General features: G+C 45.0%; 11 protein-coding genes. 1 reads left to right on the top strand and 10 read right to left on the bottom strand.

The features are described 5' to 3' along the window. Positions 1–26: 26 nt before the first annotated feature. The 7 genes from KPC83_RS03380 to KPC83_RS03350 form a co-directional block, all read right to left on the bottom strand. On the bottom strand, positions 27–2021 hold the full coding sequence (locus KPC83_RS03380) for an NAD(+) synthase (protein ID WP_216279155.1): 1995 nt from the start codon (positions 2019–2021) through the stop codon (positions 27–29). Between the two features lie 152 nt (positions 2022–2173). Further along, positions 2174–2989, bottom strand: coding sequence for a hypothetical protein (locus KPC83_RS03375; RefSeq protein WP_216279154.1), 816 nt, complete (start codon positions 2987–2989; stop codon positions 2174–2176). A gap of 23 nt (positions 2990–3012) precedes the next feature. Then, the gene (locus KPC83_RS03370) at positions 3013–3651 is read right to left on the bottom strand and encodes an ABC transporter ATP-binding protein (RefSeq protein WP_216279153.1); all 639 of its coding nucleotides are present in this window, start codon (positions 3649–3651) and stop codon (positions 3013–3015) included. A 9-nt stretch (positions 3652–3660) separates the two neighbouring features. Continuing rightward, positions 3661–4407: a hypothetical protein gene (locus tag KPC83_RS03365; protein WP_216279152.1), complete on the bottom strand. Its 747-nt coding sequence runs from the start codon at positions 4405–4407 to the stop codon at positions 3661–3663. Then, complete coding sequence (locus KPC83_RS03360) at positions 4397–4699, bottom strand: hypothetical protein (protein ID WP_216279151.1); 303 nt, start codon at positions 4697–4699, stop codon at positions 4397–4399. The genes KPC83_RS03365 and KPC83_RS03360 overlap by 11 nt, the downstream gene beginning before the upstream one ends. A gap of 161 nt (positions 4700–4860) precedes the next feature. Continuing rightward, the gene (locus KPC83_RS03355) at positions 4861–5124 is read right to left on the bottom strand and encodes a hypothetical protein (protein WP_216279150.1); all 264 of its coding nucleotides are present in this window, start codon (positions 5122–5124) and stop codon (positions 4861–4863) included. Next, positions 5121–5960, bottom strand: coding sequence for a hypothetical protein (locus KPC83_RS03350; RefSeq protein WP_216279149.1), 840 nt, complete (start codon positions 5958–5960; stop codon positions 5121–5123). The genes KPC83_RS03355 and KPC83_RS03350 overlap by 4 nt, the downstream gene beginning before the upstream one ends. 393 nt (positions 5961–6353) lie before the next feature. On the opposite strand from KPC83_RS03350, the gene KPC83_RS03345 reads away from it, so the two are divergent. Then, on the top strand, positions 6354–8018 hold the full coding sequence (locus KPC83_RS03345; protein ID WP_216279148.1) for a hypothetical protein: 1665 nt from the start codon (positions 6354–6356) through the stop codon (positions 8016–8018). A gap of 72 nt (positions 8019–8090) precedes the next feature. Here KPC83_RS03345 and KPC83_RS03340 read toward each other — a convergent pair whose 3' ends face one another. The 3 genes from KPC83_RS03340 to pgi all read right to left on the bottom strand — a co-directional run bounded on the left by KPC83_RS03340 (position 8091) and on the right by pgi (position 14050). Beyond that, complete coding sequence (locus KPC83_RS03340; protein WP_216279147.1) at positions 8091–8582, bottom strand: hypothetical protein; 492 nt, start codon at positions 8580–8582, stop codon at positions 8091–8093. Between the two features lie 291 nt (positions 8583–8873). Next, entirely contained in the window at positions 8874–11990 is a 3117-nt protein-coding gene (locus KPC83_RS03335) for a ZmpA/ZmpB/ZmpC family metallo-endopeptidase (RefSeq protein ID WP_216279146.1), read from the bottom strand. A gap of 365 nt (positions 11991–12355) precedes the next feature. Then, positions 12356–14050, bottom strand: coding sequence for a glucose-6-phosphate isomerase (gene pgi, locus KPC83_RS03330; RefSeq protein WP_216279145.1), 1695 nt, complete (start codon positions 14048–14050; stop codon positions 12356–12358). Between the last annotated feature and the right edge of the window lie 33 nt (positions 14051–14083).

The raw sequence follows: 14083 nt of genomic DNA, 5'->3' as shown, positions 1-14083 counted from the left end.
TAACGCTGTACGCGAGCTTCGCGCTCCTATGAGTTCTTCTCTTGAGCATAGTTTGTATCAAGTTCATCAAGCTCATGCTGCCAGAGCGCCCAGCTTGCGTCACTCGGCATGCGCCAATCACCACGCGGGCTCAGCGTTACCGAACCTACCTTTGGGCCATCAGGCAAGCAACTGCGCTTAAACTGCTGTGCAAAGAAGCGCCGATAAAAAACCTTGAGCCAATGTAGAATTGTTGCAACGTCAAAGGCATCTGCAAACGATACACATGCCTGTCTATACATGCGGCTCGGTCGCATACCAAAACGCAACACATAATAGAGGAAATAATCGTGCAACTCATAAGGACCTACAAGGTCTTCAGTCTTTTGTGCAATATCACCCTCATTGGTGGGTGGTAATAGCTCAGGCGAGACAGGTGTCTCTAAAATATCGTGCAAAATGTGGGCGACCTGCGGGTTTACCTGAGTTGCTTCTGCGGCCACCACATGGCGCATAAGCGTTTTAGGAACACTGGCATTCACGCCATACATGCTCATATGGTCTGCATTATACGTAGCCCAGCCCAGCGCGAGTTCTGAAAGGTCACCGGTGCCAATCACAAAACCGCCCAAGTCATTTGCCAAATCCATAAGCACCTGAGTACGCTCACGCGCTTGAGCATTTTCATAAGTAACATCATGTAGAGCAACATCGTGTTTTATGTCTTCAAAATGCCCCATAACGGCTTGCGCAATACTAATCTCTCTAAAATCAACACCCAAAGCCTCAGCGAGCAGCTGTGCATTAGAACGGGTGCGCTTACTTGTGCCAAAACCTGGCATTGATACCGCATGAATACCAGAGCGATTAAGCCCCAAACTGTCAAAAGCACGCACACATACCAGAAGCGCGCAGCTAGAATCAAGCCCGCCTGAAAGTCCTATCACCACGGATTGAGTTTGTGTATGTGCCAAACGTGTTGCAAGACCGCGTGCCTGAAGTTGCAAAATACTCATGCAGCGCTCATGTAAATCTTCGGCAGCCTCTGGAACAAAGGGTTTTCTGGGAAAAACGCGATTAAGATTTGAGACTGAGCGAGGAGCACTTTTTGAAAAACTAAAGGGAACCACCGTTGGAGACGTTGCATCGCTTACTTGCAGATTTGCTTGAGGCCAGGTTGTAGTGTGTCGGCGCTCAGCTAATAAACGCTCGGTATCAATATCTACTATCACCATCTGCTCAGACAATAAGGGTGACTTTGCTAGCAACGCTCCATTTTCGGCAATGAGATTTTCGCCTGCAAAAACCAAATCTGTTGTTGACTCACCAAAACCTGCATCAGCGTATGCATAAGCAGCATATAAGCGGGCGCTTTGCATAGCAACGAGCTGCTGGCGATAGGCTGATTTACCAATAACTTCATCCGAAGCTGATGCGTTAAGTATGATAAGCGCATCCCCTGCGGTTGCCATAGCAGTTGATGGCGGTACCGGCACCCAGAGGTCTTCGCAAATCTCTATACCAATACGCAGAGCCTCGGCGCCCGCATCTATACAGCTGTATACCAATGAGTGACCAAGTATTGTATCTTGCCCCGCAACGTGCACAGACAGTGCTTGCTGAGGTGCAGGACTAAACCAACGGCGCTCATAGAACTCTCGGTAATTAGGCAGGTGAAGCTTAGCGGTCAAACCCCACAGACGACCCTCTCCACACATTGCCGCTACGTTATAGATATGCGCACCAACTGCTACCGGCAAACCAACGCTATACACCACAGGAATATCAGCGGTTTTTGCAAGGAGTTCTTGTAGGGCGTGTTCAGCTGAGTTCAACAAACGTTGGTCAAAGAAGAGGTCTCCGCAGGTATAGCCCACAAGGCAAAGCTCTGGCAATACTAACACCTGTACATCAGCATCTGCAGCTTTGCGCACAAGCGTATAAATTGCCTCAGCGTTTGTTAAGACATCTGCAACTCGAATACGCGGTGTAGCTGCGGCAATGCGATAGAATCCATCTTGAGGCTCAATATGCTCAATCACGCTCGTCTCCTTGCATTGATTATTAAAGGTGACCAGCAGCTCTACCTATTCAAGGCGAGAGTTGCTCCTCATAAGCATATTGTAACGTTTGATTCCCGCGCTGTGCACAAGAGGAGATACTAGCTCAAGAAGGCAGATAATAACGTAGGGTATTACTCGGTAGCACTATCTATAACCTTATACTCTGCTAAAACCTGCTTGCGAAGTTCTTGATAATGTGTAAGGGTTTGTTCATCATCAACTACACAACTATATAAAGCACACTCTTCTTTTGAAAGCCAAACTCCAGAATCAGATGTTGTTGCTTTATCACGAGCTAAGACAAGCACTCGGTTTTGCGTCAAATTAATACATGAAAAGAGGGTTTGCATGTAAGCTACATAACAATCTTTGTTATTCTTCCCGTCCTTTTCACGTAACTCCACTGGCTGCAAAAAGAGTAAGTATTCTTGCTTCTTTGAAAGAGGAGACATTCCGTTTAGATAAGGTTCATCAATTGGCCGCATAGCAAACTCGGCATTACTATGTAATCTCTGCGTATTATGCCAATCAAGCTCCCCACTCGATACCCGACGCATTGGACTCACCGGCTCAATGAGCTTCAACGTATCACCCTCTGCAAGATTATCTCCACGAAGCACTTCATGTATCACAATCTCTGTAATGCGGCTGTTATAAGCCCAAACACGACTACCTGAAATCTGTGCCTTAACTACAAAAGGAGCCTTTTTTAACGTGGTAAACATATTCTCTAAGGTTTTATCTTCCGTAGATGTATACCAATTAAGTGTTTCATCTTGTAACTCATATGCTACATATGGTGCGTCTTCCATGCGATGAGCATCTACACCGTTTACATCAGTAAAGGTTGAACGTGTCCACATAAACAGAGCAATGCAGAAAAACAGAGAAAAGCAAAGGCATCCTTGAATCCACCTAAGCTTATTACACAGTAGTAGGTTTTTCATGCTTACCCCTCATTTCTTTCAAGCTAGCCCTGTACGCTGGATAAGCTGCCCTCATAAATCTCAAATTTTTGTTCACATAGCGCCTCAATCTCAGGCGTATTATGCGAGGTTAAAAGCACGGTTGCTCCACGCTCACGCTCCTCTTGAATAATAGAGCAAATGAGCTGAATTCCTGCTTTATCCAATGCATTTGCTGGCTCATCTAAAATAAGCAAGTCAGGCTTTTCCATAATTGCCTGTGCAAGCTCTAAGCGCTGGCGCATACCAAGGCTATATGCAGAATATGGGCGCGTATCATGAGGGTCAAGTCCAAGGCGTTCGAGCGTGTGCTGAATATCATGTATCTCAATTTGATGTTTGATTGAAGCAAGCATGACTAGATTGTCTAATCCTGTATATTCATCCCAAAATCCCGAATTCATCGCAAGACCAATATGAGGCATTGGCGTAGCATGCTCTCCAATTTTTTTATCAAAGACATATATCTCACCTGAGTCAATAGTAATAAGCCCTGATATAGCACGGAAGAGCATTGATTTTCCTGAGCCGTTAATACCAAAGAACCCATATATTCCACGAGGCGCAAGCTCAAAACTTATATCATTAAAAATCGTCCGACCTTTAAGTACTTTTGTCACATGGTGAAGACGTACTGCATTCATAGTAACCCCTTATACCAAATCAAATGATTGAATTTGCTTTATAAAAATCAACACAGTAAAACATGTCAATATGGTCAAATATATGACTGGCCACCAATTTATTATGCTCATCCATTCCAATGCAGGTAAACCTGATAATAAGGCACCATACGCGACAGCCTGAGCAGATGGAAGTACAAGCCAGACTATTTCAAATCCATGAACTGGTAAGCTACTTAATATACATAGACACGTTATATGTCCAAACATGATAAGTACAAAAGCCCCAGCCTCAAACATATACATCGAAAGTTGGCTGATAAGTACAAGACATAAAAAATGAATTAAGGTATTGCTCAAAGCTGATGATAAAAAATGAACCCAATTATCCATCAGCAGTATAGGAAACGTTTTAAAAACGGCAAAGCAAGCAGTATAGGCAAATAGGTAGCTCAAACGATGTGTGAGCCAAGTAGCGCGCGAAGCACTTCTGATAAACGTATGAGATGCCGACTGTTGCATACCACGTGCAACAAAATCTGAGAAAAGATATACATACACAACGGTTGAAGCAACCGAAAGAACTGATGTAAATATTGGAGCAAAACTACCATTTGGAATAAATGTCTCGAGCAAGATAAGTGATTTGAGTGGAACCTTCACCGCAATTCCCGTAAATGATAATAACGAGATAACGAGCGTAAAAACAATCGCAAATGCAAGACGAAGTACATAATAGCGTTCAAGTGGCATATTAGCTATGCGTTTATGCAGCATGATGTTCACCTGCTTCAAAAGCTTTACCCGACTGAAGCACCATCATTATTAAAAGTATCAATATCCCCATGAGAATAGAGCATTGAACTAAACGCATGAAAAGGACTTCTACACCTATCTTTCCAAACGTAAATAACGTTAAACTCCAGCCTGTTGCAAGACCACTTGAAGCCACAAAAGGAATATGGAGCAGAACAAAATCGAGAGAACAATAAACAACAGACAGAACCAACGCAAAGGATTCTGAACTAAACGCTAGATAGCAAAGTAAAAAAATAAGACCAAGTTGCATTAAGACAACTGTTCTTAGCAACATTTGATGGAATAAATCTAAGCTAATACGTATAAATAAGGTGGTTGGTAAACCAAAAAACAATAAAATACCAATGAGTAGGCATGAATACCATATGGAATATGACAGTGCTTTGCACGTAATAATAAATGCAAGACGTTTTAGATGGTTGCTACATGATTTGCATCTAATAAAAACCCAGCAGACGAAGCAGATTTCAATGCAGTTCGAAGTCCAAACACAAACAGCGGCATTATCGCAACACAGCCGATATTTACACGCTGTAGCTGCACAAGTAAGTCAATATAATCATTATAAGATTCACGAAAATACGCAGCACACGCGACCATACAGGCTAAAAGAACAACAAAAATACCAAACTGACTTCTATCAAATACAGCTTTATAGAAAAATCTAGCTTTCATAAGAGTACATCTTTCTTATGGATGCCAACATACATAAACACCATGGCAACGATAAGAACAATAACAGGACTCAATAAGAAAAACTCAAAATAAAGTGGTCCATAATACACGCTGGGATACAAATAAAGAGGGAGCGTATATGAGCTACCCCCAAATAAAAATGAAACTATCGATAACATCATTGGTAATCCGATAATAATCAGGCGAGATTTTTTTAGATAAAATGAACACGAAAAAGCAAAAACGGCACCAATACCAGCCCAAATCGCATCATACAAGATATAGAGCAGATTCAATGCATACGGAGCAATATAGTGGCTATATCCAAAAAGGTCCCCTAAGCCCCCAATACCGTCTTGCAAACCACCTAACATATGAATTGGAAAACTATACGGTTCTGACGTGATTGGAAGCACAATAAACATGAGTCCTTGCATGACAAGGAGTGGTAATCCAATCACCACAAACCCGCCTATAAATGCCACACAGGCAGAAGCAAAGGCATAGTTTTTTAATGACATGCGAAGTAATATATGATTACTATTTTGACTTTTAAGATGTCGAATAAAAATATCGCCAAACGGAATTGTTCCAATAATAAATATAAAGAAATATACTAAAACATGCGGAGCTTGAAGCACAAGCGGGTCTGAATTAAGTAAAAACCCAACTCCAGCATCAGGAATTGCACCAAAATCACTGCCAAAAACATTAAGTGAAAGCTCAATGGCGGCTATAACCAAGCAAATGCTGGTCAAAAGTAGGGAGAGCCAGAATTCAAAACTGCCAAGCATATACTTTAATTGCATACGGAATATCTTAGCGAATTGTTCCATGGCGACCCTTCAAGACTATAGCTAGTTTTTACTGATACATCTATGTGTACATCGGAATCACCTCTTTCAAATCATTTGACTATATTCCGTAATTTAAGAATACCCTGGGAGTTAATAGGTAGTTATATGTATTGGGTAAACGGTATGTTTTTATCGGTAAACGGTTGTCAATTAATTAAATATATACTAAAAATCAAATCGATATGTATCCTGTTTATCTGGTAATTCAGATGTCGCAAGTGCTTCAACTACCAAAGAACTCAAACACAGGCGCTTCATCAAAACCTGTTACAGCAAATCGTTCCGCGGCAAACATGCTTAACAAAATAACAAATCTTAAACCCTCGGGGCTACATGTTAAAATAAAAAACAACGTCGTAGAAATGAGACCTTATGGCATACAAGACTGTTGATTTTACTCAGCTCACCGATGCAAATCGCTTGTATTTTTATGCCTTATTGAAATCGAAGATTGGCATAGGTCGGCAAACTTTTTTGCCTAAAATTGAAGATATATTGATAGCGGATAACCTACCTGCAGAACGTCTTGGATTTTCAAACACTCGCGCCCTTATGGAAGCACTTGGCAACATGCTTGAACTTAAGGTTTTCAAGGGCGGGCGCGTATATGTAACACTTGTAGCACAACCAGACTGGGATACTGCCTTAGAAACACCTGCTCCTACTCCCTCCACTCAAGGAAAACCGTGGAAGCGCAAACGACAGGCTAAACAGCTTAAACCTCAAAAACCCCGCCTTTTGCCACGTATAGAAGCGAAACCTGAGCATACTGTTGAAGGTAGTGCTGCCACAGATAATACTGTTGAATCAATTCAACACTGCACAGAAGAACCGACTGAGCCCACAGCAAACCCGAAGCCTTCGCAAGCTAATACGCCCAAAACAAAAGTTCAGACCGGGACAGGCTATGTAGCTAAACCAGAGGGACCACAGGAGCTACCGGCAGCTGATACATCTAGCCTTGGAAGCGTTCATGCAAAAGATTACGCCACCGGCTCATCTAGTGCGGCTCTTAATTATCCTAAGAATGCGCCCGTACAAGACCTATCAGCACTTGAACAGGATTCAGAATCCACTCGTAATCTTCCTGATAATTCACAGACACAAAACCTTGAAGAAGATTCACTCCCTCGCATAGCACTTACAATTACCTATGACCCAGACCACCCCGAAGAAAAGCAGGTCGAGCGCGAGCTTGTCTCAACACTCAATCATCGTGCTCCAGCCTTTGTTGCACCTCAGGCTACGATAAGCTCATTGCGTGAGTTTACACATTCTGTTGCGCAACCTGTAGCAGAAGCGAACAACTCAACCGTACTAACTAAGCAGCCTCATACAAGCGATGCATGCCAAATCGAAGCGCCAAGCTCTGCCGCTCAACAACAAGGCAGCTCCATCACCTACGAAAGCGGCAATCGAGCTCCTATCCCCTCTGCCCAAGCGCTCAGCTCATATCCTAGAGACTTTGAAACTGAAGTTTATTTCTCTGATGAAGCACTCAGCTGGCTCAGCAGTGTGCTACCCATAGGCGCCCCTATCGCACAGCTGCTTACGCAGGACTTTCGTATTGCACGTAGTTTAGACACACTGCGCGGCACCCGTGCTTGGTGTGCATTCCCGCTTCGCTTTTTGCGTGCTCCTAAAAAACCACTCACGGTATATCTCAAATATACACCCTCAAGCACCTATAGCTGGCTTATTGATGTTGAGCGCTGTACGCATCAGCAGATTGACTTTAACGTGGCGGTTGAAGGGCTGCCCCAGTATTTGCCTGAAGCTCATCCCGTTCGCACGATTGCTGAGCAGGTTGTTTTTACGCACGAGGCGCTTGTTGAGCTCATACAATATGCAATGCCTGCTGTGTGGACACCTTCACAGCTTGCTCTTCATCTTGCGGCTGGTCTCTATAACAAAACCTTGCGCCGCGGGGTCTACGAAAGCGGTCTATTTGCCGATGACGCAAGTCCCCTCAAGTTTATTCTTGTAGAACACGATGATGATTTTCATTGGCGCATTGAAGCGGTACACCGCTCATAATATGCAACACACTACTAAGCGGCGCTGCCTACCTGCAAGTAGCGCCGCTTCTGAGTGCAATTAATTACACAACTAAACACTTGGTTGTGGGGCGAGCTTATGTACCATCATAAGGCTTGCAATACCTAGTCCAAGTAGCGTTTGAGAAAACTGATGAGCCGGATTATCAATGTGAACTACGCAGCCATGCTCACTTTGGTTCTCAATGTGCAGAGCAGCAACAGGGCTACCTTCATGCAAAATATCAAAGCGACCTTTTGAAAAATCGCCTTGTAAGGAGAAACCGCCGCCAGAAACCTTATAACAAATAAGCAGTTGTTCCATTTCCTGCGAGAGCTTAACGCTTTGTGTAAGCTCAGAAGACTCTACAACAAAGAAGGGCTGATTTCCAAACATATGACCTGTTACGGTACAAACAGCTACATTATCCTGCGTATGCACCTCACAACGCTGTGCCTGCAAGCGCGAAACAAGCCCAAATGCATGGCCTGTCTCTGTTACTTGCGCACCATCAAAACCCTCAATTTGCATTCCCTGCTCTGTTGAATACGTAATGGTTATCATGTCACTCCTATCCTACAAGTTGTATCAACTTCGCAAAACATGAGCGTATATTTACCCCCCCCCTCCTTTTAACTGCTCTAGCACAAATTATGGTACTGTCCCTCTACGGGCGCAATATCTTTACGTGAACGGTATGTTTTGGTCGGTAAATGGTAGCTGTCTCTATGTTGAACACAGCAGCTCCATCTTTGCGTATAAACAAACACAGGCTCACGTATGTGCGCAAGCCTGTGAAAATACTACAAACAGCCAAGCAACTCAAACACAATCTCAGCTGTTCAAATGTTGCCGTTAGAGCTGCTTAGAAAAACTCCGAGCAAGTACCAGCGCTGCAACGCAAAGTGCAATAGCTGCAAATGAGGTCAGCAAAATAGTTTGGTCGGCAGTTGCAGGAAGACGACGAACGGATACTTTTACCCCATCTGAGTCTGACCTCATTTGGCTATCCTGCTGCTCATGCTTAGCCTTTGGCTCTTGTTTGTCATGAGCATCATCTTGCTGAGTTCCACCTGCTTGAAGTGAACTATCCTGCAAGGTTGAACCAGGCTTTACGTCAGCAAAGGTTTCTGTTGTAGAAGTCGTGTTAGACGTATTGCCCACGCCCGCATGTGTGTTATTGTCGGCTGCATGACCCATATTTGGCTGCGTGCTGGTGTTGTCTGCTCCACCTGTGCCCGGCTGGGTATTGGTGTTGTCCGCATTGTTGGTGCCTGGCTGCTCCTCCGTATGGGTATCTCCGCTTGCACCCGAGGTGCCCTCAGTATTGTTGCCTTCGCCTGCATTAACATCTGTGCCGGAAGTGTCGCCCGTATTTCCCGCTCCCGTGTCAGCACCGGCACCTGACGTATCCCCTGCATGATTATCTTCTGTACCTGCCGTATCTCCAGCACCGGTATGAGAATTGTCTGTGGTACCTGTGTTTGGCATGTTGCCAGTTCCTGTGTCTAGATTATTTCCGGCAGGCGGGTTGGGTGTAGTACCCGCATCAGTACTTCCGCCCGTATCACCTGTATCACTAGAAGCACCACCGCCCGGCTGCTCGCCTGGTTGCGTTGTGCCACCCGTATCCGGTTGCTCCTCTGTATTAGTTGAGTCCCCCGTATCGGGCTGCGCATCAGGATTGGGGGTACGATATACCGACTCACGGAACTCATGTGTCAATGCTTTATATGCCAAATAGATTTGAGCCTTAAGTTTTTCTACCTGCGTATCGCGGGCACGCAAATAACGATTATGTGCGGCGTCAAATGCAATATCCATATCAATTGCCGCCTTCATAAGTTCGCGCAGCTTTTCAGGAGAATCAATTGTTATGGTTTCGTTATTCCACTGAATAGTTACTGGACGCAAATCGCCGAGCTTTTCTGCACGAGCGGCAAAAGCTGTGCGGCGCAAAGTGGCATCGTCACCCGCTCCAATTTTGTCAAGAATAAGCGCATCTGCAAAGCTTTTACCTGCTTCAACACCTGCCGGCTTATATTGATTTGACAAATAGGGCACCATACCGCCTGAATAACCATAGGTGCCGAGCAACTCCCACGCAATACGGCGCATATGAACATCTCCGGTTGTTCCTTCTGGAGAAAGCGGTGCGCCAAATGAAGGTGAAAACAGAGGAATAGTAGGATATCCGTTATAGCGTGCAATACCCGTGCGTTGTCCGCCCACAGCCTCATAGCGCGCAACCACGGCATTATCTTGTACAAGGTCGTTGATGGTGTGCCAGTTTGATGCCTGTGCCTCGGTAGAGGGCATAAATTCCTCGTCATACGCACCCGGATACGCCTCACTTGGTACCGTGCGCACAACATTAAACCAAGCCTGCTTAACTGCAGCAGAGCGCCCAAGAACATCTTGTGCCTCAATAACATCAAGACTATTGGTGACATCAAGTATGTTTTTCATATACGCCTGAACGCTTGCCTCATCTCTAAAGCGTGTAATTGATGCGTTTGCATAACCATCTTCAGGCCAACTCATACTCTGATTCAATGCATAAATAGGGTCGTTGTGTTCAAAGGTTTCATACAGACCACGCGGTAGAAGCTCTGCCGAGGTGCCTGAACGAATCCCATGGCCTTTAAGATATGTGCTACCAGCAAGTTGATGAGTTAACTCATGACCATAGGCGGAAGCACCCGTATCATCGAGCAAACGCGCAATCCACATGGTAATGTCTTGCCCGCTGGCCTCTGCACCAACAAAGCGATAGGAGCTCCACAAACCCAAAGGACCAAAAAAGTTGTTCACCGAATCGGTAGCTGTATCGCCAAACTTAGGCGACCAAGCCGCCTGACCTGTTCCGCGACCCTTAACACTAAAGCCATCGGTTACCAGGCGGTTTGTTTTCATATTTCCCGCTTGTTCTGGCACCATACGTGCCCAAAAATCAATGTATGCTGCCTGATTATCTGCGCTTTTAGTGGCAAGTACCTTTAGGTCTGCAAGCTCAGAGGTGCTGTCTGTATGCTCAATATAGCGCTCTTGCATACTCCATGCGATTGAGGAAATATTAGAAAGCACCACGAGATGACTTTTACTTGCCGACAGCAGCGGCAAAATATATGGTGCAGTTTTTGCTCCAGCTCCTATCAGCTTGTCGTAGAGCTTATACGGTGCGTCAGGCAACTCTTGAGAAGCACGCTCTTCCACTAGATGCCCGTGTGCTTGTAGCTGCTCAACATACCATGTAGCCAGGTTGTTGGCAGGCACCTTTCGTGCAAAAAAATCATTAAGGTTTGTTACATCAGCAACTTGTGGCCCCACAATCTTGCTAAAGCTATCAGCACTCTTTTTAAGTGCATATTGATTGCCACCCTGAGCGCCCAAATCAAAAGCAAGCTTGAGAGGTGAAAACGTTTTATCAAATGCGCCTGAAGTTCTAAGACCCTCTGCAAACGAAAAATTCTGATAGCTAAAATTATAGAGACGTTCTTGATAGGTAACACCAAGCAAAAATTCTGTTGAACGAGCTTTAATGGCATCGATGTATTGCTGAGCCGACCATCCACTTTGCTCCGAATCTGAACGCACAATTTCTCTCACAAAACCATCAATGTGATTTCGTGTTGCTTCAAACACATCACGATAACCAGCACTCTTGAAATAATCTTGTTGCAAAGCAAGAATGGCTTCATCATCGGTAATTTCATTAAAAGGTTTGTTTGTTGCCTTAAAAATCTCCGTCTTTTTGTTGAGCTTTTCGGTGCCCGTAAACCGCGTTGGAGCAATTTTTTGAGCAACTTCGGGTGAGTCATAGCTTATGGCGCTCAAACTATCATGTACCTCTGTAACCACCCGATCAATATCAGCAGGTGAAAGACCTTGCGCATAAGCGCTCAAAGGAGTTACGCATAAGGTGAGTACATAGCAGATGGTTGCGAGTAGATACATATATTTTGAACGCATAGCATGCCTTTGTACGATAACTAACATTATGTTCATTAATACTAGCATATGCGCACACCATACAACAAAGCAAAGCAAAGTAATTTTGCCGCATTTACCTGTAGGTATTCTTTAATATATACCAATTGGAGTTATATATTAGATACCACATGATGAACAACTATATCTATGCGTGTTTACCGCATATGTCAAACAAACAAAACCGAAGTCAATCTATGCATCAATTTATGACGTTATCGCACACAAAGCATGAGAGAAGACTCCTGAGAAGCGCTCTCCCCTAGTAATAACAACAGGCATGCAGTGTCTACATGCCTGTTGCCTACCTAAGAAATACGATTTGCTAAACCCTGATGTCTCGGTGTTTAGCGCCGATGAGCCCGATAAAACTCAATGAGCGCGCGGGTGCTTGCATCTTGTGTGGCCAATGCATCGTCATCGCTAAAAGCAGGTGTAATATCTTTGGCCATTTGCTTGCCCAGCTCAACACCCCACTGGTCATAGGAATCTATGCCCCATACGCTACCCTCAACAAAGGTAATGTGCTCATAAAGTGCAATCAAGGCACCAATCGCATGAGGCGTTAAATCAACACCCAAAATAGATGTCGTAGGACGATTGCCCGCAAATACCCGTGCCTGAACCATCCACTCAGGCGTACCTTCTTTTTGAACTTCCTCAGCTGACTTACCAAACGCGAGCGCCTTGGTTTGCGCTAAGAAGTTGCCCAAGAATAGCTCGTGTACATCTTGCTCACCGTCGCACGTTGGGTTAGGCGTATTAACAAAAGCAATAAAGTCTGCCGGTATAACCTGAGTACCTTGATGGATAAGCTGGTAAAAGGCATGCTGTCCGTTGGTGCCTGGTTCTCCCCAGAATATCTCTCCTGTTGCACTTGTCACCGGCGTGCCATCCCACCTTACATGTTTACCATTGCTCTCCATGGTAAGCTGCTGCAAATATGCTGGGAACCGATGCAAATACTGGTTGTATGGAAGCACTGCATGTGTGGTAAAGCCAAAGAAACTGGTGTACCAGACGTTTAACAAGCCCATAAGCGCAACAACATTGTGTTCAAGCGGTGTTGCAACAAAATACTCGTCTATCTCGCGGAAGCCTTCTAAAAACTCCTCAAAGCGCTCAGGACCAAGTGCCAAGATTAGGGAAAGACCAACTGCTGAATCAACTGAATAGCGCCCGCCTACCCAATTCCAAAAACCAAATGCGTTATTGGGGTCAATACCAAAATTGGCTACTAAATCAAGTGCTGTTGATACTGCAACAAAATGCTTGGCAACCGCCTCTGCACGTGCTTCTGGGGTATCTGCTAAGACGCCACGTTCGTACAAACTATCAAGTAACCAACGCTTAGCCGTACGAGCATTAACGAGGGTTTCGAGCGTTGTAAAGGTCTTTGAAACCACAATGACCAAGGTTGTCTCAGGGTCGAGATGCTTGGTTTTTTCTGCCATATCATTAGGGTCAATGTTTGAAACAAAGGTGCAATCAATACCAGCGTCGGCATAAGGTTTTAGCGCCTCGTATACCATGACCGGACCCAAGTCAGACCCACCAATACCAATTGAGAGCACATGCTCAATACGCTTACCGCTCACACCTGTCCAAGCGCCCTCACGAACTGCACGAGCAAATTCATACATGCGATGCAAAACCTCGTGCACATCAGCCACCACATCTTGACCGTCAACCATGAGCGTACCAGCATCGCTCACCGGGCGTCTTAGCGCCGTATGGAGCACCGCACGGTCCTCAGTGGTATTGATATGCTCACCGGCAAACATGGCATCACGACGCTCTTCAAGCCCAACCGCACGCGCCAAGTCTGCCAGAAGGGTCACAGTCTTTGATGTCATAAGATTTTTAGATAGGTCAATATGCAAATTGCCTACATCAAAGCTCAGCTCTGAGGCGCGCTCTGGCTGCTCATCAAAGCACCGAGCAAGACTAAACTCCGAGCTTTTCAGCCTATCGGCATGCACTTGCAAAGCAGACCAAGCTGCAGTTTGTGTAGCATCAATAGGTTCTCGAACAGATGACATGCAAAACTTCCCTTCATGCTGTATGCGCCTCGT

Origin of the sequence: Collinsella sp. zg1085 (assembly GCF_018889955.1) — a bacterium.
In the GTDB taxonomy this organism is placed as follows: Bacteria; Actinomycetota; Coriobacteriia; order Coriobacteriales; family Coriobacteriaceae; genus Collinsella.
This window is presented reverse-complemented; position numbering and strand designations above follow the sequence as displayed.

Excerpts from the sequence above, each read along its gene's own strand:
- KPC83_RS03360 (WP_216279151.1), bottom strand. The coding sequence starts at position 4,699 with ATGCAACTTGGTCTTATTTTTTTACTTTGCTATCTAGCGTTTAGTTCA.
- pgi (WP_216279145.1), bottom strand. The coding sequence starts at position 14,050 with ATGTCATCTGTTCGAGAACCTATTGATGCTACACAAACTGCAGCTTGG.
- KPC83_RS03335 (WP_216279146.1), bottom strand. The coding sequence starts at position 11,990 with ATGCGTTCAAAATATATGTATCTACTCGCAACCATCTGCTATGTACTC.
- KPC83_RS03375 (WP_216279154.1), bottom strand. The coding sequence starts at position 2,989 with ATGAAAAACCTACTACTGTGTAATAAGCTTAGGTGGATTCAAGGATGC.
- KPC83_RS03355 (WP_216279150.1), bottom strand. The coding sequence starts at position 5,124 with ATGAAAGCTAGATTTTTCTATAAAGCTGTATTTGATAGAAGTCAGTTT.
- KPC83_RS03350 (WP_216279149.1), bottom strand. The coding sequence starts at position 5,960 with ATGGAACAATTCGCTAAGATATTCCGTATGCAATTAAAGTATATGCTT.
- KPC83_RS03370 (WP_216279153.1), bottom strand. The coding sequence starts at position 3,651 with ATGAATGCAGTACGTCTTCACCATGTGACAAAAGTACTTAAAGGTCGG.
- KPC83_RS03340 (WP_216279147.1), bottom strand. The coding sequence starts at position 8,582 with ATGATAACCATTACGTATTCAACAGAGCAGGGAATGCAAATTGAGGGT.
- KPC83_RS03345 (WP_216279148.1), top strand. The coding sequence starts at position 6,354 with ATGGCATACAAGACTGTTGATTTTACTCAGCTCACCGATGCAAATCGC.
- KPC83_RS03365 (WP_216279152.1), bottom strand. The coding sequence starts at position 4,407 with ATGCTGCATAAACGCATAGCTAATATGCCACTTGAACGCTATTATGTA.